Annotated in this window: 16 protein-coding genes and 4 pseudogenes; 11 read left to right on the top strand and 9 right to left on the bottom strand. The window is 60.7% G+C overall.

The annotated features are described in order from the left end of the window. Positions 1–133: 133 nt before the first annotated feature. The 6 genes and pseudogenes from cysT to NKJ08_RS33245 all read right to left on the bottom strand — a co-directional run. Positions 134–880: pseudogene (gene cysT / locus NKJ08_RS33220) on the bottom strand (sulfate ABC transporter permease subunit CysT); the annotation flags it as partial. Next, entirely contained in the window at positions 877–1,905 is a 1,029-nt protein-coding gene (locus tag NKJ08_RS33225; protein ID WP_352785319.1) for a sulfate ABC transporter substrate-binding protein, read from the bottom strand. The pseudogene cysT and the gene NKJ08_RS33225, both read right to left, overlap by 4 nt. Positions 1,906–2,090: 185 nt before the next feature. Beyond that, a pseudogene (locus tag NKJ08_RS33230) lies at positions 2,091–2,518 on the bottom strand (UbiA family prenyltransferase); the annotation flags it as partial. Between the two features lie 349 nt (positions 2,519–2,867). After that, positions 2,868–3,134, bottom strand: a complete 267-nt coding sequence (locus tag NKJ08_RS33235) for a hypothetical protein (protein WP_352785322.1) — start codon at positions 3,132–3,134, stop codon at positions 2,868–2,870. Between the two features lie 1,280 nt (positions 3,135–4,414). Beyond that, positions 4,415–5,128: pseudogene (locus tag NKJ08_RS33240) on the bottom strand (IS6 family transposase). A gap of 362 nt (positions 5,129–5,490) precedes the next feature. Then, a complete protein-coding gene (locus tag NKJ08_RS33245) occupies positions 5,491–6,387 on the bottom strand; it encodes a LysR family transcriptional regulator (protein WP_352508715.1) in 897 nt (298 codons plus the stop codon). Between the two features lie 79 nt (positions 6,388–6,466). Between NKJ08_RS33245 and NKJ08_RS33250 the strand changes: the two genes are divergently transcribed. From NKJ08_RS33250 to NKJ08_RS33275, 6 genes are all read left to right on the top strand, one after another. Continuing rightward, positions 6,467–7,681 carry a trans-sulfuration enzyme family protein gene (locus NKJ08_RS33250; RefSeq protein WP_352785325.1) on the top strand — a complete coding sequence of 405 codons (1,215 nt, stop codon included), beginning with the start codon at positions 6,467–6,469 and terminating at the stop codon, positions 7,679–7,681. Between the two features lie 29 nt (positions 7,682–7,710). Continuing rightward, positions 7,711–8,745 carry a transporter substrate-binding domain-containing protein gene (locus tag NKJ08_RS33255; RefSeq protein WP_023680948.1) on the top strand — a complete coding sequence of 345 codons (1,035 nt, stop codon included), beginning with the start codon at positions 7,711–7,713 and terminating at the stop codon, positions 8,743–8,745. Positions 8,746–8,815: 70 nt separating this feature from the next. Then, positions 8,816–9,931, top strand: coding sequence for an ABC transporter permease subunit (locus NKJ08_RS33260; RefSeq protein ID WP_023680947.1), 1,116 nt, complete (start codon positions 8,816–8,818; stop codon positions 9,929–9,931). A gap of 3 nt (positions 9,932–9,934) precedes the next feature. Next, a complete protein-coding gene (locus tag NKJ08_RS33265; protein WP_352508718.1) occupies positions 9,935–11,026 on the top strand; it encodes an amino acid ABC transporter permease in 1,092 nt (363 codons plus the stop codon). A 44-nt stretch (positions 11,027–11,070) separates the two neighbouring features. Beyond that, on the top strand, positions 11,071–11,820 hold the full coding sequence (locus NKJ08_RS33270) for an amino acid ABC transporter ATP-binding protein (protein WP_352785329.1): 750 nt from the start codon (positions 11,071–11,073) through the stop codon (positions 11,818–11,820). A 538-nt stretch (positions 11,821–12,358) separates the two neighbouring features. Next, the gene (locus tag NKJ08_RS33275; RefSeq protein WP_502906370.1) at positions 12,359–13,804 is read left to right on the top strand and encodes a hypothetical protein; all 1,446 of its coding nucleotides are present in this window, start codon (positions 12,359–12,361) and stop codon (positions 13,802–13,804) included. A gap of 152 nt (positions 13,805–13,956) precedes the next feature. Here the strand turns inward: NKJ08_RS33275 and NKJ08_RS33280 are convergent, their stop codons facing one another. Further along, a complete protein-coding gene (locus tag NKJ08_RS33280) occupies positions 13,957–14,547 on the bottom strand; it encodes a TetR/AcrR family transcriptional regulator (RefSeq protein ID WP_023722494.1) in 591 nt (196 codons plus the stop codon). A gap of 316 nt (positions 14,548–14,863) precedes the next feature. On the opposite strand from NKJ08_RS33280, the gene NKJ08_RS33285 reads away from it, so the two are divergent. Continuing rightward, the gene (locus NKJ08_RS33285) at positions 14,864–15,619 is read left to right on the top strand and encodes a class I SAM-dependent methyltransferase (protein WP_352785335.1); all 756 of its coding nucleotides are present in this window, start codon (positions 14,864–14,866) and stop codon (positions 15,617–15,619) included. A 65-nt stretch (positions 15,620–15,684) separates the two neighbouring features. Here the strand turns inward: NKJ08_RS33285 and NKJ08_RS33290 are convergent, their stop codons facing one another. After that, the gene (locus NKJ08_RS33290) at positions 15,685–16,125 is read right to left on the bottom strand and encodes an oligopeptide/dipeptide ABC transporter ATP-binding protein (protein ID WP_352785338.1); all 441 of its coding nucleotides are present in this window, start codon (positions 16,123–16,125) and stop codon (positions 15,685–15,687) included. Positions 16,126–16,574: 449 nt separating this feature from the next. Next, entirely contained in the window at positions 16,575–16,805 is a 231-nt protein-coding gene (locus tag NKJ08_RS33295; RefSeq protein WP_352785341.1) for an oligopeptide/dipeptide ABC transporter ATP-binding protein, read from the bottom strand. Between the two features lie 320 nt (positions 16,806–17,125). On the opposite strand from NKJ08_RS33295, the gene NKJ08_RS33300 reads away from it, so the two are divergent. The 4 genes and pseudogenes from NKJ08_RS33300 to NKJ08_RS33315 form a co-directional block, all read left to right on the top strand. Then, a complete protein-coding gene (locus tag NKJ08_RS33300) occupies positions 17,126–19,105 on the top strand; it encodes an RHS repeat-associated core domain-containing protein (RefSeq protein ID WP_352785344.1) in 1,980 nt (659 codons plus the stop codon). 9 nt (positions 19,106–19,114) lie between these two features. Then, on the top strand, positions 19,115–19,693 hold the full coding sequence (locus tag NKJ08_RS33305; RefSeq protein ID WP_352785347.1) for a hypothetical protein: 579 nt from the start codon (positions 19,115–19,117) through the stop codon (positions 19,691–19,693). Positions 19,694–20,141: 448 nt separating this feature from the next. After that, a complete protein-coding gene (locus tag NKJ08_RS33310) occupies positions 20,142–21,161 on the top strand; it encodes a hypothetical protein (protein ID WP_352785350.1) in 1,020 nt (339 codons plus the stop codon). After that, a pseudogene (locus tag NKJ08_RS33315) lies at positions 21,049–22,551 on the top strand (hypothetical protein); the annotation flags it as partial. The gene NKJ08_RS33310 and the pseudogene NKJ08_RS33315, both read left to right, overlap by 113 nt.

A 22,551-nucleotide genomic window follows, 5' to 3' on the forward strand; every position in this document is an offset into this window, starting at 1 on the left:
AGCGCCAGGCCGGCAAGCAGCGAAGCGACGGCAAAGGCGGCGGCGGCATTGTACTCGTTATAAAGGATTTCAACATGCAGCGGCATGGTGTTGGTTAGCCCGCGTATGTGGCCCGACACGACCGAGATGGCGCGATGACGATCAGAAGCGGCGCGATCTCGGATTTGTAGGGGAGGTTGCCGGCGATGAAGATAACGGAACCGTACTCGCCGACGCCGCGCGCGAAAGCCAGCGCGAAACCGGTGACGATGGCCGGCGCCAGTCCGGGAAGCAGAACGCGGCTGATGATCTGGAAGCGATTGGCGCCGAGCGTTGCGGCCACTTCCTCCACCTCCTTGTCGATCTCCTCCATGATCGGCTGCACGGTACGAACGACGAAAGGCAGGCCGATAAAGATCAACGCGATGACGATGCCAAGCGGCGTGTAGGCGACCTTGATGCCGAGCGGCATCAGCAGGCTTCCGATCCAGCCGTTCGGTACGTAAAGCGTGGTCAGCGCGATGCCGGCCACCGCTGTCGGCAGCGCGAAGGGCAGGTCGACCATGGCATCGGCGATGCGGCGGCCGGGAAAGTTGTAGCGCACCAGCACCCAGGCGACGATCGTGCCGAAGACGACGTTGACAGCGGCGGCAATGAAGGCGGTGCCGAAGCTGATTTCAAGCGCGTTGATGGTGCGGCGATCGGTGACGATCGCCCAGAAGTCGGTCCAGCCGAGCGCCGCCGAGCGCCAGATCAGCCCGGACAGCGGAATGAGGAGGGTGAGGAAGGCAAGCGAGAAGCCGAGCGTCAATCCGAAACCCGGAATGACGCTCGGCTGTCTGAACCGCCACCCCGCCTTGGCGGGCGTGCTGTGGTCATGTCGTCCTGATCTAAATGCTATTGGGCCGGCTTATAGATCTGGTCGAATATACCACCGTCGCCGAAATGGTAAGGCTGTGCCTTCTTCCAGCCGCCAAAAAGCGGGTCGTCGATGGTGATCAGCTTGATCTCAGGCTGCTTGGCGAGATCCTCCGCAGGCACCAGGTCGGGCTTCGCCGGACGGTAGTGGTTCTTGGCGATGATCGTCTGGCCTTCCTTGGAATAGAGATAGCCCAGATAGGCTTCGGCAACTTTCCGTGTGCCCTTGGCATCGACATTGGCGTCGACAACGGCGACCGGCGGCTCGGCCAGGATCGAGGTCGGCGGGATGACGATTTCGAACTGATCGGCGCCGAACTCGTCCAGCGCCAGATAGGCCTCGTTTTCCCAGGCGAGCAGCACGTCGCCCAGGCCCTTTTGCGCGAAGGTCACGGTCGAGCCACGCGCGCCGGTGTCAAGCACCGGAACATGGGAATAGAGGTTGCCGACGAATTCCTTGGTCTTGGCTTCATCGCCGCCATCATTGGTGTTGGCCCAGGCCCAGGCCGCGAGGTAGGCCCACCGGCCACCACCGGAGGTCTTGGGATTGGACGTGATCACCTGGACGCTGTCCTTTGTGAGATCGCCAAAATCGTGAATGCCCTTGGGGTTGCCCTTGCGGACGAGGAGGACAATGGTCGAGGTATAAGGCGCCGAATTGTTCTCGAACTTCGTCCGCCAGTCGGGATTGATCTTCTTCGTTTTCGAGACGATCGCGTCGATGTCGCCTTGCAGCCCCAGCGTCACCACGTCGGCGTCGAGGCCGTCGATTACCGCGCGAGCCTGAGCGCCCGATCCGCCATGCGACTGCTGGACGGTGACGGTCTCGCCGGTCTCGGACTTCCAGTGGGCGGTGAAAGCCTCGTCGAATTGCTTGTAGAGCTCACGCGTCGGGTCATAGGACACGTTGAGAATGGTGGTATCGGCAAACGCGAAACCGAGCGTGCCGAACTGGACAGATGTGGCGACCAGTGCGCCGAGCAGTTTCATGAAATGAGGTTTGGTCATTTCCGCCTCCGTTGAACTCGCGTCAAATCTACCGAATTGAATTTAGATGCATTCAATGTTGCCTTTTTTGGCCTAGTGAAGCAATTTTTCGCCTATTTCACCCTAAAAGAGGAATGTTTTTCCTCACATAGCGTGACTCGGGATCCTGGGCTCCCGGACGCGATAACTAGAAACCGCCAGCCCTTCGGCAATACGCAAGTGGCGATCAGGCGCGTGTAGGGCGTCAGGAACAGCAGGAGCGACGCCGCAAGCGCAAGCGGAATTGCCAGAAAGGCGATTGCTGGGACCATGCCGATCTGGCCGCTTGCCAGAGGGCGAAAGCGGGTCCGCTCAACGTGGCCGTCGAACCTGCGATCGGCAATGTCATTGATCGTGGACCCGGCGCTTCTCATCAGAAACGCGCCAAGGGTGAATAGCGCCAATTGCTGAACGGCGGGGATACCATGTGCCGCTTGGATCAATGCGGCCCAACAGGGAACAACGTCAGCCATATGCCCACTGGCCGATCCAGCCGCGCGAGCCGCGTGTAGGGCCGCCATGCACGCGGCAGCCGGCGATCCACCCAGTCACCTCTATGAATATCACTCAGGTCCGGTCGGCTCAAAGTCGCCATTAAGTAATCTTAATCCCGCGCAGAGAAAGGCATTTTCCTGTTCGGTTGAAGTGCCAAATTCGCAGCGTTGCGTATGCGCGCAATGGCAGCCTCGGGGTGGCAAGCGGAAGTCCAGCGTGAACGCGCGGAACAGTTGCTTTGCGGACCTGAGCCGGCATTAGGTTGCGCAAGCTGTAGCGGCTGATCTTGGCACGACCGAGACCAACGGCGGCGCTCACGCGCAGGACCGGCTCTTGAAGCCAGTGCCCAGCGGGCTCTACGCCAATAATGGGCGCTTTCCAGAATGACCGGAACCGCACGGCAATCGCTGAGCAAACCCTTCTAACCTTGGCCAGCGGAGCAATCACCTTTACGATTCGACCAGGATCACCAAGGACTCTGGCACCACTCCATCGAAGGCCATCGCATCCGCGGCTTCCTTGCTCTGCATAGCTTTCATCATGGCGTCCATGTCCGGAACGTCCATAAGAACGGCCACCCGGGTCGGATTTTGTGGATCTACAAATGTTCGTACGTTGGTCACGCCGAGCGGACCAAAAAGCTCTTTGCGCTTCGGCGAGTCGAGCCAGTGCTTCGCTCCTTTTGTGATGTTATGGTGGCCAATGACTGTCGGCATTGCATCCTCCCTATCGTGACGGCGAAGGCCAGCATCAACCAAGAGTGCCAAGATCCATCCCCGTCGAACCACGGAGCGCCGTTTTGGTTGGACTGTCAATTATTTCGTTAAGGACGCGGAAGAACGATTCGGAGAGGGCATTTCTTCCGGACGGTTCGACCTCAATGAACCAGGATCGCGGTCACGCGGCTGTGGCTATTGACATGTGACATGCGCAAACAGCCGGACAACAACTGCAAGGGCCCGCGTGGCAGATATCGGGATCCAGCGCGGGGGTCGGAAAGGGCAGTTGCGGGAGTAGGGCTGCCATTCATGACCCGGCGGGCCAAGGTCGTCTTCGGGTCGACTCCGGCCGTAGAGCGAAGGTCCGCTGTTGAGAGCGGCGGTGAGGGTCCGGTAATGGCGCTACTTACTCGTTCAGGTGGCCGCTACAGTTGATTGCTAGAGTTAGTCTAGCGTGTCCAAGCGCCATGAAGCGAGCTTACAGCCAAAAGGAAAGTCGGCGGCCCATTTTTCAATGAGCGTTGCCCGAACCCGCCGACCTGCGGATTGCCATTGGCCCCGCGATTCGCAGCTTTGCCGGAACGGAGGCGTGCCGTCTAGCAATGTAAGCGTGTACCATTTCAGCTGCGGAAGTTTTCAAGATCTCTGCCTTAAATCTTTCGGCCATGGCTCGCGCAATCTGTGCTGCCTATAAAGTCGCGCAGCACGAGGTGATCTAGGTTGCAGGGTTGGCGCGGCAAGCGTTCCTCGGCCAGGAATCAGGCGCCAGCGCTGAACAACGCAGCCGGGACGAGTTTCCGGATTCGTTACCGCCATCGGCGATTTGCTCACGGGCTTCGCAAGTCCACGGTGCACTCGCGAGACTCCTAATTGCGCTCCGCCGCGCCGAATGATTACGGAGTACTAGCCTGCCCAATCCCAGCGCGCCCAGAGTTCTGGCTCGCGTGTGAACCATTAGGCCGGCGGGACGTTGCTCTGCGGATCCAACACCTGACGGCACGACCGTGGAGGAATCCAAGCATCATTCTACGCCTCAGAAACAAGACACGCCCGGTGCCTTGGCGAACTTTCCTTATGACCGAATGACCGTCGAGCGATTTCGGGGGCGTTTCCGCGAGCGAGGTGGAACGACGAGCGCAGGAGCTGGTTTGTGCCGGGAAAGACGGCGCCGCTACCTCTTTGGCGACCTCTATTCGACCCGCGGGAGCATCATCAACCCCAAGAGGTGATGTCACATAAACGGAGATGGGCTGTCGTTGTGACTTTTGGGAATGATTTCAGGCGATCACGCCGGCAGCAGCTTTCCATTGCGCCATGGCATTCAAGCGGTGAAGATGGATCTGAAAGGCGGAGCGTTTTGAACGGGGCGGGACGAAGAGATTGCGGACTGCAGAGAACGTCGAGACGAAACGCTGGAGGCTCCCCGGTGATCGAAAAGCTTGCATCATCCGCTCTCGTTTTCGCAGTGGCACATGCGAATTCTCCGCTCTGTTGTTCAAGCCCTTGTGCGACCGGTGCTCGATGTCCGTCATGACTAGACGCCGCGCTGCTCCATAGGAGCCGAGCTTGTCGGTGATCATGCGCTTCGGCACCTGGCCCTGCTTCTTCAACAGCCGTGTCAGCACGCGCTTGGCGGCCTTAGTGTTGCGCCGGGTCTAGCCGATCTCGTCGAGCACATAGCCGTCCTGGTTGACGGCCCGCCATAACCAATGCTTCTTGCCGGCGATCATGATGGCGACTTCGTCGAGGTGCCAGATATCATTTCGACTGGGCTGCTTGCGGCGCAGGCGCCGGGCGTAGTCCAGCCCGAACTTCTTTCCCCACCGACGGATCGTCTCGTAGGAAACGACAATGCCGCGCTCCAGCAGCATTTCTTCGACACGACGCAGGCTCAGCGGAAATCGATAATACAGCCACACCGCGTGGGCGATGATCTCGGGTGGGAACCGATGCCGTTTGTAGCTGATCTGCGAAGTGTTCGTCCCCAGCATCTATCGCAGCGATCCCTGACACGCGGTTACCGTGACAACGCCCCTGGGAGCGCCTGGACCAAATCGGGTCCCCAGTTCTAATATGTGGCGGGTGGTACGACGGGATCGCTCTACCGTCATCTCAGGAATGCATGTTGGGAAGACTCCCGAGGGCGACCTTGCGCATGTTCGAAGGTGGCCATCTATTTCTCTGGCAGGATAGCTCCGCGTTCGCCGAGATCGTCCGGTTTCTTGCAAACGAGGAAGCCGGCTAAAGGGCGAATACGAATTTGCGCCGTGCGAGGCTGCGTGAGGCCATGGACGTCCGCGCCTTACTGAGGCAAGACCGGTCGCGTCTATGTTTAGGCGGCGAGCCACATTGCCTATGCCTCGCTCGATAGCATATTGCGGGCGGCATAGAGTTCGGCAATGAAGTCGGTGATCAAGGTCGAATTGATGCCGTCCGGCGGGCGCAGGAGTAGCGCGCGGAAATTGACGGCCGGCTCGAATGGCCTGGCCAAAATGCCGCCGATCATGCGGTCCGCAATGACGGAGGGATTGACCAAGCCAATCCCCATGCCCTTCGCTGCAAGGATAGCGATGGTCAGGCCGTAGGGCGTTTCGATCAGGATGCGCGGCCGTACCCCATGCGCGGCCAGGATCTTGTCCATCGCGAGCCGAGCCGTATCTTCCGGCGACAATGCCAGGAAAGCCTCGTCGGCGAGATCGGCCGGCGTGATCATCTGCTTCCGCGCCAGCCGGTGGTTCTTCGGCATGACGCAAACGGCGCGCGGCGTGGTGAAGATGCTGTGCAGCACGCCGCTGGTGTCGACCTCGTCGGCCGCGAGCCCGATATCGAAACTGCCAGACGCCACCAGGTCGCGCACGATGTTGGAGGTGCGGACCTGATAGCTGATGCGCACCTGCGGATGCCGGCGCGAGAACGCTACTATGGCGCGCGGCACCAGCCCATGCCCGAGCGCCGACAGGCTAGCGACACGGATGGTACCGGTGCCGACCTCCTTGATCTGTGCCGCGCGCAGCTTGAGCCGGTCGAGCCCGACCAGGTTGGCTTTCACCTCGGCATGAAACAACTCCCCTTCGCGTGTCGGCACCAGCCTGCCACGAATGCGGTCGAAAAGCCTGAAGCCGAGTTCGGCTTCTAGCTTGGCTAGCGAACGGCTGATGGCCGGCTGCGAGGTATCCAGCAGCGCGGCCGCCGCGCCGGCGCCGCGTGTGATCATGATCGCGTTGAAGACATCGATGTCGCGCAGGTTCATAGTCCATCCATATCAAAAGCGAATTAACTTTATCGCTGCGGTCATGGATGGCAATGGGTGAGCCGGCTAAGCTGCCCCCATGAACCGACGCGACGACACTTCACATGTCCACCCTCCCAAGCGCTCCGAGGAACCGTTCCAGGCGGTGGCGATGCCGGTCGAGCGAGCCTCGACCGTTGTCTTTGACGATCTGGAGTCGTTCGAGCGTCGCGTCGAGCGTCTGTACGACGGGTTCAGCTACGGACTTTACGGCACACCGACCAGCCGGCAGCTCGAGGATCATATCGCCGTGCTGGAAAGCGGATTGCGGGCCCTCGTCGTCCCGTCGGGCATGGCGGCCATGACGCTGGCGACCATGGCTGTCTGCCGTGGCGGCGAAAGGGTTCTGATCCCGGAGACGCTCTATGGCCCGGCGCGCGACATGGCCGAGCGTTTTCTCGGCCCCCTCGGGATCGAGGCGGTTTCCTACGATCCACGGCTGGACGCGAGCATCGCGGCCGTGATCGACGGCAGAACGCGGCTGGTCTGGGTAGAATCGCCTGGCTCGGCCACCTTCGAAGTCCAGGATGTGCCCGCCATCACGGCCGCGGCCCACAAGGCCGGCGCGCTCGTCGCGGCCGACAACACCTGGGCCTCTCATCTGCTGTTTAAGCCGCTCGCTCATGGCGTCGACATCTCGATGCAGGCGCTTTCCAAACACGCCGGCGGCCATGGCGACCTCCTGATGGGCTCGGTCGCAGTGCATGACCACGCCCTGTTCCGGCGCCTGAAGGATACAGCGCGCTTTCTGGGCTATGGCGTCTCGCCGGAAGATTGCGCGCTGTGCGAGCGTGGCCTGATGACCATGCCGGTGCGCATGCGTCATGCCGACGCCACCGCGCGGAAGATCATTGCCTGGCTATCGGAACGCCCGGAAGTCGCACAGATCTTGCATCCCGCGGAGCCTGGTCATCCTGGCCACGCGGTCTGGAAGCGTGACTTTGCCGGATCGGCGGGCGTGTTCTCCTTCGTGCTGCGGCCGGAACTGGCGCCACTGCAATCCGATGTCCTGCGCAGCCTGCGGCTGTTCAGGCTCGGCGCAAGCTGGGGCGGCGTGCATTCGCTGATTGCCGTCAGCGATCCGCGCAAAGGGCGCGCCAGCCTCGATTGGCTGAAGCCCGGCCCGGTCTGGCGCCTGTCGATCGGCCTTGAGGCGCTCGAAGATCTTCTGGCCGACCTTTCCCAGGCCTTCGAACTCTTTGCTAAAGCCCGGCGCAACGGAACCGCAGCAGCCGACGCCAAGGCCGCCGAATGATTAGAACCTCAACGAGAAGGGGAATGACTATGAAACATCAAGTTCTGAAATGGCTCACGGGTCTGGCGATAGGATTGGCCAGCCTGACTTCGGGCGCCGTGGACGCCAGCGCGCAGGCGGTTATCAACAAGATCAAGGAACGCGGCTATGTCAGCTGCGGCGCCAGCCAGGGCGTGCCCGGTCTCTCCCGGCCCGACGAGAAGGGGTATTATCGCGGCTTCGATTCCGATATTTGCCGCACTTTCGCGGTGGCCATCCTCGGCGACAAGGAGAAGATCCGTTACGTGCCGCTTAACGCAGGCCAGCGTTTTCCTGCGCTGCAGACCGGAGAGATCGACGTTCTGTCGCGCACATCCACCATCACCTACAGTCGCGATACGGTTGTCCGCTTCGTCTGGATCAATCTCTACGACACGGACGGCATGCTCGTGCGCAAGGCCGACAATATTACCGAGCCCAAACTGCTCGATGGAAAGACCGTTTGCCTGCAAGGCGGTGGCAGCCTGACCGAGAAAGCGATCGAGGAAACCGAGGAAGAGTTCGGGATCGCGATGGAGAAAGTCTATTACGACTCGACCATTCAGGCGCGCGACGCCTTCTTCGGCGGCCGCTGCGATTCATACGTCACCGACGGCACTGCGGCAGCCGGACAGCGTGCTTCGGTGGCCAAGAACCCCGACGACTACGACATCATCAAGGTCGGCAAAGCCGCCGAACCCAATGGCGTCGCGGTCGCCCGCGGCGACGATCAACTCTTCGACGTCGTGCGCTGGACATTGAATGCCCTGTTCTGGGCCGAGGCCAACGGCATCACCTCGCAGAACATCGATGAAAAGCTTGTGTCGGGCAGTCCGGAAGTCAAACGGGTGCTCGGTGAGGAACCCGGCTTCGGCAAGCCGCTCGGATTGGACGACAAGTGGGCCTACAACGTCATCAAGCAAATGGGCAACTACGCCGAGATCTGGGACCGCAATCTCGGCAAGGACAGCCCGCTAAAGGTCGAACGCGGTCTGAACGCGTTGTGGAAGGACGGGGGCCTCAACTATCCTTTCCCCTGGGATTGAGCCGCATGATGGAGGGGAACGGGCCCGGCGCTCCCCTTCCCTGCCAACGCCGCGAACCCTCGAGGTCAACATGCTGAGCGATGCCAAGACCAGATCGATCATCATCCAGTGTGCCCTGGCCGCCGCGGTTGCCGCTTTCGCTGCCCTGCTCGTCAGCACGACTTTCGCCAATCTCAGGGCACGCGGCATCCCGATCGGCTTCGATTTCCTGACGATGCCGTCAAGGATCGTCATCTCGGAAGCAATCCTCACTTACAAGTCGCGGGACCCCTATTACTGGGCGATCGCGACCGGGCTCGCCAATACGGTCTTCATCTCCGCGGTCGTCATCGTCTTTTCATCCGCGCTCGGCCTCGTCGTCGGCATCACCCGGCTGAGCAGCAATCCCCTGGCGGCGGGCACCTGCCGCGTATGGGTGGAGGTTGCACGCAACTCACCGCCGATCGTGCTTCTGATCTTTCTCTATTCGCTGTGGTGGAAGGTGCTGCCGCCGGTCGGCGAAGCGCTCAATCCGCTGCCAGGCGTTTACGCCTCAATGCGCGGCTTTGTGGTGCCGGCCGTCAGCATGGACGTGGCCACCGCGGGATTGCTCGTCATTGCTCTCGCCCTGGCACTGGCGGCCGCTGGCTGGGCGGCGGCGAGAAGAGGATGGCTCTCACCGCTGACCGCGCCGGCGATCCTTACGGTTGGCATTGCCGGGCTCTGGCTTGCCGATGCGAAGTTCTCCGTCGACTGGCCGACCTTCACTGGGTCGAACTTCAAAGGCGGCAAGGACCTGACGCCCGAACTCAGCACCATCCTCATCGGGCTGACCATCTACACCACCGGCTTCGTCGCCGAGATCGTGCGTGGCGGCGTGCTTTCGGTCGGCCGCGGTCAGTGGGATGCAGGTCATTCGCTCGGCCTGCCACGCGGCAAAATATTGCGTCTGATCATCATCCCGCAGATGCTGCGGGTGATCGTCCCGCCGCTCAACAGCCAATACATCAACGTCGTCAAGAATTCGACGCTGGCGATCGCGGTCGGCTATCCGGACTTCCTTGCGGTGATGAACACCATCATCAGCAAGTCCAGCCATTCGATCGAGGGCGTCTTCATCATCCTCGGCGTCTATCTCGCCCTCAACCTGAGCCTGTCGAGCGCGGCCAATTGGTACAACCGTCGCATCGCCATCGTGGAGCGCTGAACCATGAAGGCCGTGTCTCTTTCCCTTCCGGCCGAGCCAATGCCAGGACAGATCCGCTTCGGCGCCTTGCGGCGGTCCGCCAAGCTCCTGTTCGGCACGCCGCTCAATGCCGCCCTGACGCTGTTGTTCGGCGTTCTGCTCGTCGCCACGGTACCGCCTATGCTGCGCTGGCTGGTAATCGACGCCGTGCTGTTCGATCCCAATCCAAGCGCCTGCCGGGTGGCCACCGGAGCCTGCTGGAGCTTCATCTACGCCAAGTCCGGGCAGTTGCTGTTCGGCATATATCCGCTCGACGAACGCTGGCGCCCCGCCATCGTCTGCCTGCTCATCCTGGCGCTGCTTGCCTGGTCGGTGCGGCCCGCCAGCTGGGCGCCGCGGCTGGCAGCGCTCTGGATGGCGGCGCTCGTGTTGATCTTCTGGCTGATGGCCGGCGGTTTCGGCCTAGCCGAGGTTCCGACCTCGTCGTGGGGCGGCCTGCCGGTGACGCTCATCCTCACCGTCGTCGCCATCGGCGTCGCCTTCCCTGTCGGCATCCTCCTGGCGCTGGCCAGGCGCTCGACCATGCCCGCGATACGCATCGGCGCCGTGGTCCTGATAGAATCGGTGCGCGGACTGCCGCTCTTGTCCATCCTGTTCGTGGCATCGATCATGATGCCGCTGTTCCTGCCCGAAGCCTTGTTGCCCGACAAGTTCGTGCGTGCGCTGGTCGCCCTCACCATCTTCGCCGCGGCCTATCTCGCCGAGGTGATCCGCGGCGGCCTGCAGGCCATCCCGAATGGCCAATACGAGGCCGCGGCGGCGCTCGGCCTGCCCTTCTGGCGCACGCAATATCTCGTCATCCTGCCGCAGGCGATCCAGGTGGCGATCCCGGCGCTGGCCAACACCATCATCGTCATGATCAAGAACACCAGCCTGGTCCTGGTGGTCGGCCTGTTCGACCTGATCAGCTCCGGTAAGGCGACGCTGGCAGACCCGGACTGGCCGTCGCCGGCGGCCGAGACCTTCCTGTTCATCGGCGCGATCTTCTTCGCGCTCTCCTTCTCATTCGCCCGCTTCGCCGACTTCCTGGAGCGGCGCGGCCCGACCGCTCACTAGGAAATGCCATGATGTTATCGTCCGCCCCAACGCGCGTTCCGTCCATGCCCGATCGCAGCGCTCCGCCCGCTATCCAAATGACCGGCATGAATAAGTGGTACGGAAACTTCCATGTGCTGAAGAATATCAACCTGACCGTCCATCGCGGCGAGAAGCTGGTGATCTGCGGTCCGTCCGGCTCGGGCAAGTCGACGATGATCCGCTGCATCAACCGGCTGGAGGAGCATCAGCAGGGGCAGATCGTCGTCGAAGGCGTCGAACTCAGCAACGATTTGAAGCAGATCGACGTAATCCGCAGTGACATCGGCATGGTGTTCCAGCACTTCAACCTGTTCCCGCATTTGACCATTCTGGAAAACCTGACACTGGCGCCGATCTGGGTGCGCAGGATGCGGCGCGGGCAAGCCGAGCAGACCGCCATGCACTATCTGGAGCGGGTGAAGATCCCGGACCAGGCGCATAAATATCCCGGCCAGTTGTCCGGCGGCCAGCAGCAGCGCGTCGCCATCGCCCGTGCGCTCTGTATGAGCCCGAAGATCATGCTCTTTGACGAACCGACCTCCGCCCTCGATCCTGAAATGGTCAAGGAAGTGCTCGACACCATGGTCGCGCTGGCCGACGATGGCATGACGATGCTGTGCGTCACGCACGAGATGGGATTTGCCCGCCAGGTCGCCGACCGCGTCGTCTTCATGGACCAGGGCGAGATCGTCGAGATGAACACGCCCTCCAAATTCTTCTCGCATCCGCGTCACCAGCGCAGCAAACTGTTTCTGGCCCAGATCCTGAACTAGCGAACCTCTCCCGCCAGCCCATGCGCCGGCCGGATGGGCAGACGCAAATCAGAAATCCATCCGGGGCCTGGTCAGCGCGCAGCGACCTGCCAGACCGCGACGCCGGCCCAGGATCAGGCCGGCGACGCCTTCGATGCTGCGCGAGATAATGTCGAACAAGCGCGGCCGACTCTCGAAGGAATACACCAGGCGTTCGCGAAACAGGATCGACAGCGCCGCGGGTTCCGGCCATTGGTAGATGTTCGGCCCACAACTTCTGCACGTCGACGATCCTGGCGGTGGGCGCTCCGGTCCTGTTTCGACGATAATGCGCCGCCGGCCGGCGCAGGCACAGCTGCCACGTATTGCAGCAGACGGCAGAGGACGAGAACGTCGTCCACAACGCAACTCTCGACTCGAAGTCGTAGCTGCATCATATGGCCTGTTCACCAAGCGGGCTTTGGGGGCTAGCACGAAGTCGGGCACCCACTTTGGCACCTCCACTTGCGCGAGCAGTAGTCCGCTTTCCTTCGCAAATGCCATGTGGCAAGACGGATGGATGGCGGCGGACAGCGAACATAAAAGCATCTCTACGAGAGCGTTGGGCATCGCATTATCAGCTGCTGCCCTCGTGCCGCATTTCACAACCCCAGCCTTTGCCCATGCTTCCGAGCGCGGCTATGTCATGCTCCTGCCGACCGGATATTATGTCGTGGGCGGGGCGGTGGCCGTAGCCGCGAGTTTTCTGGTTCTGGCTGTCCTGCCGCCCAGGCTGCTCGAACGCATTTCGGCATCCCGCCTGCCAATTGGTCAATTCGGCGACGCCGCGCGCATTTGGATCAGCACGCTCGCCTTCGCGGTTCTCGCCATACTCGTGGCGGCGGGAATTCTCGGCAGCCGAGATCCGCTGTCGAATCCACTTCCGCTAACGGTGTGGACGCTGGTCTGGGTCGGACTGACATTGCTTCAGGGCGTATTCGGCAATGTTTGGTCGTGGACAAACCCGTGGTACGGGCCGTGGCGCATTTTCTCCAGCGTCTTCCCGGCATTCCGCGATCGCACAATGCCACAAGGACTGGCTTACTGGCCGGCGTTGATTTTGTTTGCAAGCTTCGCCTGGTTCGAGCTGATCTATCGGGCGCCCGAAGATCCGGCGCGGCTTGCGTTCGCTCTCATGGCCTACTGGCTCTCGACCTTCGTCTGCATGATCATCTTCGGCTACGAAGGCTGGAGCCGGCGCGGCGAGTTTCTGTCCGCGTTCTTCCGCATGGTGTCACGCTTCGCCATCGTCGAAACGACGCCGGACCACCCAAGCCGGGGGCGCGCCCTCTCACTCTGCTGGCCTGGAGCGAAATTGTGGAGCGCGCAAGCCTTACCGGCGAGCGGTATGCTCTTTCTGTTGCTGACGTTGAGCTCGGTGTCCTTCGACGGTCTGTCGAAGACCTTCTCTTGGCTGGGCGCGAATGGGGTCAATCCGCTCGAATTTCCGGGGCGCTCGGCATTAGTCGGAATCAACAGCGCCGGTCTTGTGCTGATGTTTATCGCACTTGTCGCCGTGTTCTTCGCCGCAGTGTTTGTCGGTGAGCGGTTGGCCGGGAGCATCTCTTTCGGAAAAGCGGTCGGGCTCCTTGTCTGGTCGATCGTCCCGATCGCGCTCGCCTATCATTTTTCCCACTATCTGACGGCCCTCCTGGTGAACGGCCAGAATGCGCTCGTCGCTATTTCGGATCCGTTTGATCGGGGATGGAACCTATTCGGCACGGCGCACATGAATGTCGGGGCGGGAGTGATCATGGGCTCCGATGCAGCGTGGATCATCTGGAACTTTCAGGCGGCGGCGATCATCGGCGGCCATATACTTGCCGTTCTGGTCGCGCATGGGCTGGCGTTCCGTTTGCATCCGGCGCGCAGCCGCGCGGCGCTCAGCCAATTTCCGCTGACCGTTTTTATGGTCGGATATACGGTTTTCGGGCTGTGGCTGCTGTCCACGCCGACGGCCGTCTGACGGCCGCAAGCCACGTATCGGAGGCGTTGGTCGACAGACCTCACGGCGGTGTATCGCGACCTCAAGGACATGCGTCGAACAAAGCCGGTGGTTGGTGAATTGGCAACGCCGGCAAGTGCAACTGACTGCTACACAGTTCTTCGGCCTGATATCTAAGCCGACGGGACGCCCTCGGTGGCCAGACGCCGGAAGATCTGGTCGACTTGTTGCGGCGGCAATTTGGCGCCGCCGTCGAGCCACCAGATCAGCACCGACAGAAAGGCACCCACGACGAACTGGACGATCAGTTCGTTCGGCACGACATCGGGGAGCTTCCTGTCCTTGTTTGCGGCAAGCTCCGCGCGCACGAGATCGCATAGAATCTCGCGGATGCTGCCGAGCACAATAGTCCCACCGCGGCCCCCGGCCAGAGCTCGGTAGAGATCTATATGTTCACGCGCGTGCTCGAACATACCGAGCACGAACCCCAAGCTGCGATCTTTCAGCTCGCCTGGCGCTGCAAGCGCATGCCGCTGGCGTTCGACCAGCATGGCGCGCAGATGATCGTCCAGGCCGCTGCGCTTGAGGTCGTCCTTGCTGGTGAAGTGCGCGTAAAAGGTCGATCGGCCGATGTTCGCCTCATTGCAGATGTCCTCGACGGTAATTGCTTCATATCCCTTTCTCAGGATCAAAGTGATCAGCGCATGGTGAAGAGTCGACCGGGTCCGGGCGACACGGCGGTCTATCGTCTTTTCCGTTCCCATGAGCTTTTTCCGTTCAGATGGCAGAGGACCGTGCGGTACCGGACATTCTGCCGCGAATGGTCGTTGACGCGTTCCCGGATACCATGTCAGTTTCCGAACATGATGTCCATAAACCGGCGAGAGTGGCCAAGGAGTCTCTGATGAGAAAACATGGGCATAACAACAGCGGAGCCGGCGCGCCCGGCCGCGTCATACATTGGGCAGCACGCTACGATCTGATGACTTGGCTGTTCACCTTAGGCCGCGAACGCGCCTTTCGCGAAAAGATCCTCCGGTTGACGCAGCTCGAACCTGGAGAGTCCGTCCTCGATATAGGGTGCGGGACGGAACGCTCGCTATACTTGCCAAGCAGCAGGTCGGGCCGACGGGCACCGTGCACGGGATCGATGCGTCACCGGAAATGATCACCAGGGCGGGTGCGAAGGCTCGAAGAGTCGGTCTGAAGGTCACCTTTGAAAAGGCCGCCGCCCAGGCATTACCGTTCCGGGATGCCGAATTCGATGTCGTAACGACGACGCTGATGCTCCATCATCTTTCTGCCGATGGACGTAATCAGATGGCTCATGAGATACACAGAGTCTTGAAGCCATCCGGTCGCGTACTCGCCGTCGACTTCGTGCAAGCGCCACAGGATGGAGGCTTCATCGATCGCTTCCGCCATCACGGCGTCAGCACAGTCGACGACATCATAACGGAATTCCGGGACTCGGGTCTCAACATCGTCGCTAGCGGCGCGGTTGGCACGAAGAACCTGCAGTTCGTGCTAGCCACGGCGGCCGCCGACGTCGCCCGTATTCGCGATAGGTTTGTCGCTCTCGGCACGGAAGAACCCTCAGGCCCGGCACGGCCTGCAGCCATGAGCCACCTGCACACCATAGGCCTAGTGCTAGGCATCGTCGCGCTGATCGCCATGCACGCAGGCGCGCCCTGGTGGCTATCGTGGCGCGGTCTAAGCGACGCCTCAAATCCGATCTCTTACACAGTGATTGCACTCATGGCCCTTTTCGTAATCTTCAAGATCGGATTGCTCGGTGGCCTGCATCGGTGGAGCAGAGGCCGCCGCCAGCGTTGAGGCCGCTTGCTATTACGACATCGCGTCTCGCTACGGCTTGTTGGACACGCAGGAGTTCACCTTTTTCACACCCGGACGCGAATCGCGCGTCCGCTCCGGCCTCCCCGCCGTGCGAGGATGGTGGTAGGCCAATCTAATCCCGTCGCAGCGAGATCAGACGCCCGCAGACGGCGCTTAACGTTATTCTCGGAAGACCAACTGCCATTCGTTGTCCAGATCACCGGGCGGTGATCACTCTCAGCCAGATGGCAGGCGGCGACGCCGCCATGAGGAACGGGACGCAGTTGGGGCTCGTCCAACCGGCAGATATCCATCGCCACCGGACAGCGCGTGTTGAACCGGCAGCCCGGCGGTGGATTGCTCGGGCTCGGCGGGTCGCCTGCGAGGATGATGCGGCGGCGGTCGGCCTCAATGCGCTTTCCCAGCGATAGAGGGTCGAACGCGGCACTCCGACGGCCCGCGCTGCCTGCCCGGCATCCAGTCCGTCCCGCATCGCGCGCCGCCATCGCGCCACCGCGTCGCGTCTTCTCTCTGCTTCGATAGTTGGGGTCTTCGCGCCGAGAAGCCGCGACGCCCGGCCGGCGTTGCGTATAATATGACCGGGCAGGCCAAAAACCTGCATGGGGTTCTCCTATGATTCGAGCTTCGCAACCCGAGTTACGGAGAACCCCTCCTCAACTGCAAGAATCTCATATCTGTCTGAGCGCGGTCACGAGTTTGACCTGCCAACCATGTCTCACGAGCAATGGCAGGCACTTAAGCCAACGCTACAAGAAGCGGAATAATAACCGGCAAGAGGATCCTCCCGGCCCGCCTGAGTAACCAGGGCTGCCGACAGAGCGCATTCCCACTCACTGCCGGCCCGGTACCGAAAGGAAGGAGCGCAAATCTCTGCTTCGCCACCAGAATGCGCAACGCATCAGGTCCCGCACGGTCAGCTAGATTTGACGTTTAATCATGCGACCGAGACCCGTTTCGCGAATAGGTCGCCGGCGAACCTGCACGCCGCCTTGTGCATTGAGCTTACTTCTTGCGACACAGGCTCAGCCTCCGCACAAGCTTCCACGGAAAGGGGACACCGCGTCCTGAAGAAACAGCCGGAGGGCGGATTCGTCGGGCTTGGGATTTCGCCCGTGATCAACGGAGGGTTGCGCCGACGTTCGGTGGCAGGATCAGCCTCGGGCAACCGAGCGGGCGCCGCGCTATTTTGCCACCGGCGGCCAGAGCGCCGACACCCGCTTCGTCTCGAGCGCCACCTACAACACAGTCTGCGGGCTGCCGGCGACGAAGACCGACTTCAACGGCCTGATCAAGACCTTCACCTACGATCCGTTCTGCCGGCCCTACCAGGTCTCGCAAAGCATCACCGGCGCCTATGCCAAGACCCGCTTCGAGAACGAGGGCAGTCCGGCGACACAGGCGCTGGTCAAGCTGACGCCACTGCCCAACGGGGCGGGCGAGGATTTTGTCCGCTCCTATTATGACGGGCTCGGCCGGGTGTATCGGGTGGAGACCCCCGGAGAGACGGCGGCCGGCGCCAAGCGCATTGCCGATACCGACTATGACCTGCGCAGCAATGTCCTGCGCACCGCCTTCCCGAGGTTTGTCGGCGAGACCGCGCAGTGGACGACCAACTCCTATGACTGGGCCGATCGGCTGGTAAAGATGGTTTTTGCCGATGCCAGCCAGACGATTTTTGCCCATAGCCTCGACAGCGGCAGCGGCACCAATCCGCGGCTTTACGCGGTCACCCAGACCGACCAGATCAATGCGACGACCACACGCCAGTCGAAGAGCGTGGCCTCGACGCGCGGCGATGTCGTGCAGATCGTGCGCGATCTCGGCGGGCTCAATCTGACGGAGGGCCGTACTTACGACGTGCTTGGCCGGCTGACTGTGGTCAGCGATCCCGGCGGCTCCCCCTGGAGCTACAGCTATGACATGGTCGGCAACCGGCTTTCTGCCTCGGATCCCGATCTCGGCTCATGGTCGTACATCTATGATGGCGCCAATCGTCTGACCAGCCAGACCGATGCCCGTGCCACCGTCACGACACTTGCCTACGACCAGCTGGACCGGCTGACGCTGAAGACGGCAACGGCGTCCGGCGGCAGTGCGGTGACGCTGACCCAAAACACCTACGATCAGGCAGCGGCGGGCTTCTACAACATCGGCCAGCTGACGACCTCGACAAACCCTGCGGCCACTCAAGGCAACAAGTATGACGGCTTCGGCAAACTCGCCCGCCAGGACGTCACCATCGGCACGCTGACCCACACCACGACCAATGTGCGCGATGCCTCCGGCCAGACGCTGCGCACCCAGTATCTGCCGGTGCAGCTCGACTTCGGCACGCTTGCCGCCCCGCTGCAATACACGGCCGCCAACAAGCTGCTCTCGGCTTCAGGCTTCATCACCTCGACGCTCTACGAGGCCGACGGCCAGACGAAGGAGATCACCTATGCCAACGGTGTAAAAACGTCCTTCATCTATTCGCCGAACCGCCGCTGGCTGATCTACACCCGCTATCCCCATCCCGACGTCAAGGTGACCGGCGCCGCCAAAGCCTTCCTGCACCGCGATCACCTGGCCTCGGTGCGCATGGTCACCGATGCCTCCGGCGCCATTGTCGAGCAGACCAACTACGCCACCTACGGAGAACGCCTCAACACCGGCTTCCAGACGCAGAAATCCTATATCGGCGAGCGCTTCGATCCCGAAACCGGCTTGCTCTACCTCAACGCCAGATACATGGATCCCGTGCTGGGACGGTTCATCTCACCAGATGACTGGGATCCGACCAAGGAAAGCGTCGGCACCAACCGCTACGCCTATGCCCAGAATGATCCGGTCAATAAGAGCGACACAAATGGACATATCAGCTGGGACGGAGTGAGGGATTTTGTCGGCGGCTTGTTTGGTGGTGCGAGCAGCAAAACTGAGCCGGCAGCAACACAAGGGGAGTCAAAAACCATCACGCGCGCTGACGGCACGCTCACGACAACAAAGGATAATCACCCGCCAGAGGTAGATGAATTTGCGAAGAAGAAAGACGTCCTAAAGGACCTCGGGGTCAAAATCGTTAGCCGTATACTTGGACGGGCTGCGCCATTAGCTAGCCTAGTTGACGCAACGCCCACCTCTTATCCTGGAGAAATAGCGTTTGAGCGGGCAATTACAATCCAAGACAAGCTTGACAGCTATGCGCAAGATAAAAGAACAACGGCAGTTGTCGCCACGAAGGAGGGCACTTTCGTTGTCTCATCTAGTACTGGTAGGCTTACTCCAGCTCAGAGAGCCGCCCTGAACAGCAATGAGGTTGAGGGGGTTGGCACGCCCGGAACGCACGCGGAAGTAAATGCAATGAATGCTGCAGAGGCTATGGGGCTCACTCCGATGGGAGTCGCGGCCAGCCGCGGCATATGCGGCAATTGCGCACGCGAGATTCAGGATCGCGGACTGGACATGTACAGCCCGATTAAATAGGTCGTCACCATGAAAAAAGTCGTAGACCGAATAAAATATCTGGCTGACATCGTTGCCGAATTGCCATTAGCAAAGAGAGTCGAGTTTTCATTTTTAGTTGCAGCACGCATGTCACCACTCCTTAAGCGATACAAACTTAAATTTCGCGGGGCCAATGATTTTGAGTTTGATTTGGGCACTCTCTGGAAAAATTTCTCTGATGGAAACATTTCCAAAATTGATCAAACGTTGAGAATATCCGAGACAAGTATACCTGATTGCGAGTCTGAAACAGATAGGCTTTGCATATTTGCGCAAAACGCAGCTATTTGTTTCGTGAACGTATGTAATCTAATACTAAATATGGACAGTTCTTTAGTTGGCAGGATTATCGAAAATTATTTCGATACGATCGATTACGTTGCGCAAGACAGTCTTGGTATCAGCGAATCTAGAGCGGACACCGATGAGCTCGTGATAAACAGCAATTTTTTTGCCACGGAATTTGAGCACCTTATTGAACGAGTAGAATTGTTGCGCAAAAACACGAGCGTTGACTTAAACATGCTGGAGAACGAGCGAATTTCATCGCCTTTTTATTCCGAGTGAAAACCGAGTCATGGGCCTTCTGTCTGTGACTAATCATCTTTACCTTGCGTGCCGCACTTCTGCGCAAGCTGCCTTATACGGCTACCCACCGGCCGGACGCGACCCTACGTCAGCCACCGAAATCACAATCTCGCTGAGCCTGACACAGCGACTCGCACCTAGAACGGTTCGCGAGAGCGATGCAGGCGAGACGTACAGCTTCGGCACCATTGTACTTACCAGCGATGGTTCTGCTTACATCGGCTGCGTGCGGCTGCAGATCTCATGGCGGAGATCATCTCTTCTAAAGCTGTGGGAACAGCCAAGGCAAAGCCCTAAAGCCAAACAAAACCGGGAAACAGGTCAGCGATTCAAAAAAGGATCTGTGGATAAGCGGTTTGTGACGAGCAAGTGTCGTATTCGTTTGGCTGGGGCTTAGTAGACTAAGCAACTTGGGCTCGGGGGAATCATGAACAAGTTGCTTGTTGGCGCGGCATTGCTTGCCGTCGGCGTCTTCGGCGCAGATACATCTTTCGTTTCTTATATTAGAAACTCTGCGGGAATGGCGGCTTTTGCGCAGGAGGCGCAAGGGACTTCGCCGGATGCTGGCGCAGGTGGCAGCTTCGGCAATGGCGGGGCAGCACTTGGCCCGGGAATAGGCTCCGGCACGGATGATGCGGGCGCACCGCCCCCAGCGGGTGCGACGGGAGATGTTGCGCCGGCGGGCGAGAGCCCGGATGCTGCAGCCAAGGTCGACGGCAAGCCGGCTGATGGTGAGAGCACCGATGCCAAGACCGGGGCGGCGGCGAAGACGACCGACAGCGAAGCCGCGCCCGAGGAGCCTGCCGCGGCGACCCTAGCGACCACCACGACGACCGCCGAAAGCGGCGATCCAGAGGCGATCGGCACACCGAAGGTGGATCTGCCGAAGAGCTCAGGCAATGGCAATCTGGGCTATGCCGTCGGCGTCGATGTCCCGGACTTCCATGGCATCGAGCCGTCGATCGCACTCACCTATGAGTCTTCCCGCAGAACCAAGCTAGGTGCCCTCTACCAGGGTTGGCTGGGCTATGCCTGGGGCGTTGGCGGTTTCGACGTCATCGAGCGGGCAACCCCAGGCTATGGCATGCCGGCATTCGATGCCGGTGACATCTACCTCCTCGACGGCCAGGCGATGGTCGCCTGCGTGGCGGGCATGGTGTCGCCGTCGTGCTCGGCCGGTGGCACCCATGCGACCGAGAATGAATCCTATCGCCGCATTGCGCTGAACGGCACCACGAATGAATGGACGGTGACCGATCGCGACGGCACCGTCTCGACCTTCCGCTCGGTCGCTGCGGTCGCCAACCTGACACCGACCGCCGGCACGCCGGCCTATGACCTTGACCGCCGTCACCCGCTACGGCACCGAAGCGGCCATCGCCACCGACGGCACCATCACCGGCGGCACCGCAAAGCTGCTCGGCCAGATGATCTATCAGAATACTGACGGGGTTTATACGACCGTAAATGCGCGGCTCTACGAGCACACGCAGTTCAATATTTTCTTTCCGCCGAGCTATACCAATCCGAAAGAAGTCGGCGACCTTGATTTCGACGGTCGCGACGAGGTCTTCGGGGACTATACCGAAACGGCGATGTCCGGGCAGACAATAAAGACCAACGTCTATAAGCGTATCATCAAGTTCGGTGCTGGCGGAATTCCAGCAGACAACAAGACCGTATTTCTGCGTATCAAGTCGCCCTCAGAGTCTCCGCCACCGCCGGATCCAGACGACCCAAACTCACCGAACCCACCCAAACCGGTCTTTTTCTCAGATCCCGGTCGCTTTCTCTCCACCAAGAACACGATGGACTTCGTGTATTATACGAATGGCCCCGGCGGCAGCCTACTTCAGCCAGGATACTATTCCCAGGGTGCGTTTCTTCTGACCGATGCTCAACTGGGCATGGCCAAATCCGACTGCAATCCGACGGCTCCAACCGGATATCAATCCGTCTGCAGTGCGTTGCCGTACGGGACCAATTTGGCCACGCGTCCTGACGCCCCGACATTTGTCGCCGATCCTGACGGTGATGGCGTCGACAATCTCAATGTCAATGCCAACGGTGATTTGAATAAGGTCATTGGTGTTGGCGATTTCCTCGGCAGTGGGCGTCAGCAGCCATTGTTTGCCGTGGGACTGTTGGGTGGAAATGTAAAGAAGGGCATACTGTCGAACGGCACATGGGTGTTGGCCGATCCCTCGTTTTCTCCCATCTACGAGGCCGACGGCCAGACGAAGGAGATCACCTATGCCAACGGTGTAAAAACGTCCTTCATCTATTCGCCGAACCGCCGCTGGCTGAACCGCGTCACCACCGCCAAGGGCGCCACGGTCCTGCTCGACGATCAGTATGCCCGCGATCTCATCGGCCGCATCACCGGCACGACCGGGCTGACGGCTGCCGACAGCTGGACCTATGGCTACGACAAGGCCGACCGGCTGACCTCGAGCGACAATCTCGGCAACAACACGCTCGACGAGACCTTTGTCTATGCCGCCAACGACAATCTGACGTCACGCACGCGTGTTGCCGGCACCTATGTCTATCCCGCGGCGAGCGCTGCTCGCCCGCATGCCCCGACAGCGGTCGGCGCCAAGACGCTCACCTATGACGCCAATGGCAACATGACCGCCGACGGCACCAGGACGCTGGTATGGGACGAGGCCAACCGGCTGAAGACGGTGACGCAGGCGACTACCGTCTCGCTGTTCTACGGCCCGGACGGCGCGCGAGCCAAAAAGGCCTCGTCCTTCGCCACCACGCTCTATCCCGACGCTTCCGTCGAGATCGATCCGGCGACACCGGGGGCGGAGATCTACACCCGCTATCCC

Origin of the sequence: Mesorhizobium sp. M0244 (assembly GCF_040321795.1) — a bacterium.
Classification (GTDB): domain Bacteria; phylum Pseudomonadota; class Alphaproteobacteria; order Rhizobiales; family Rhizobiaceae; genus Mesorhizobium.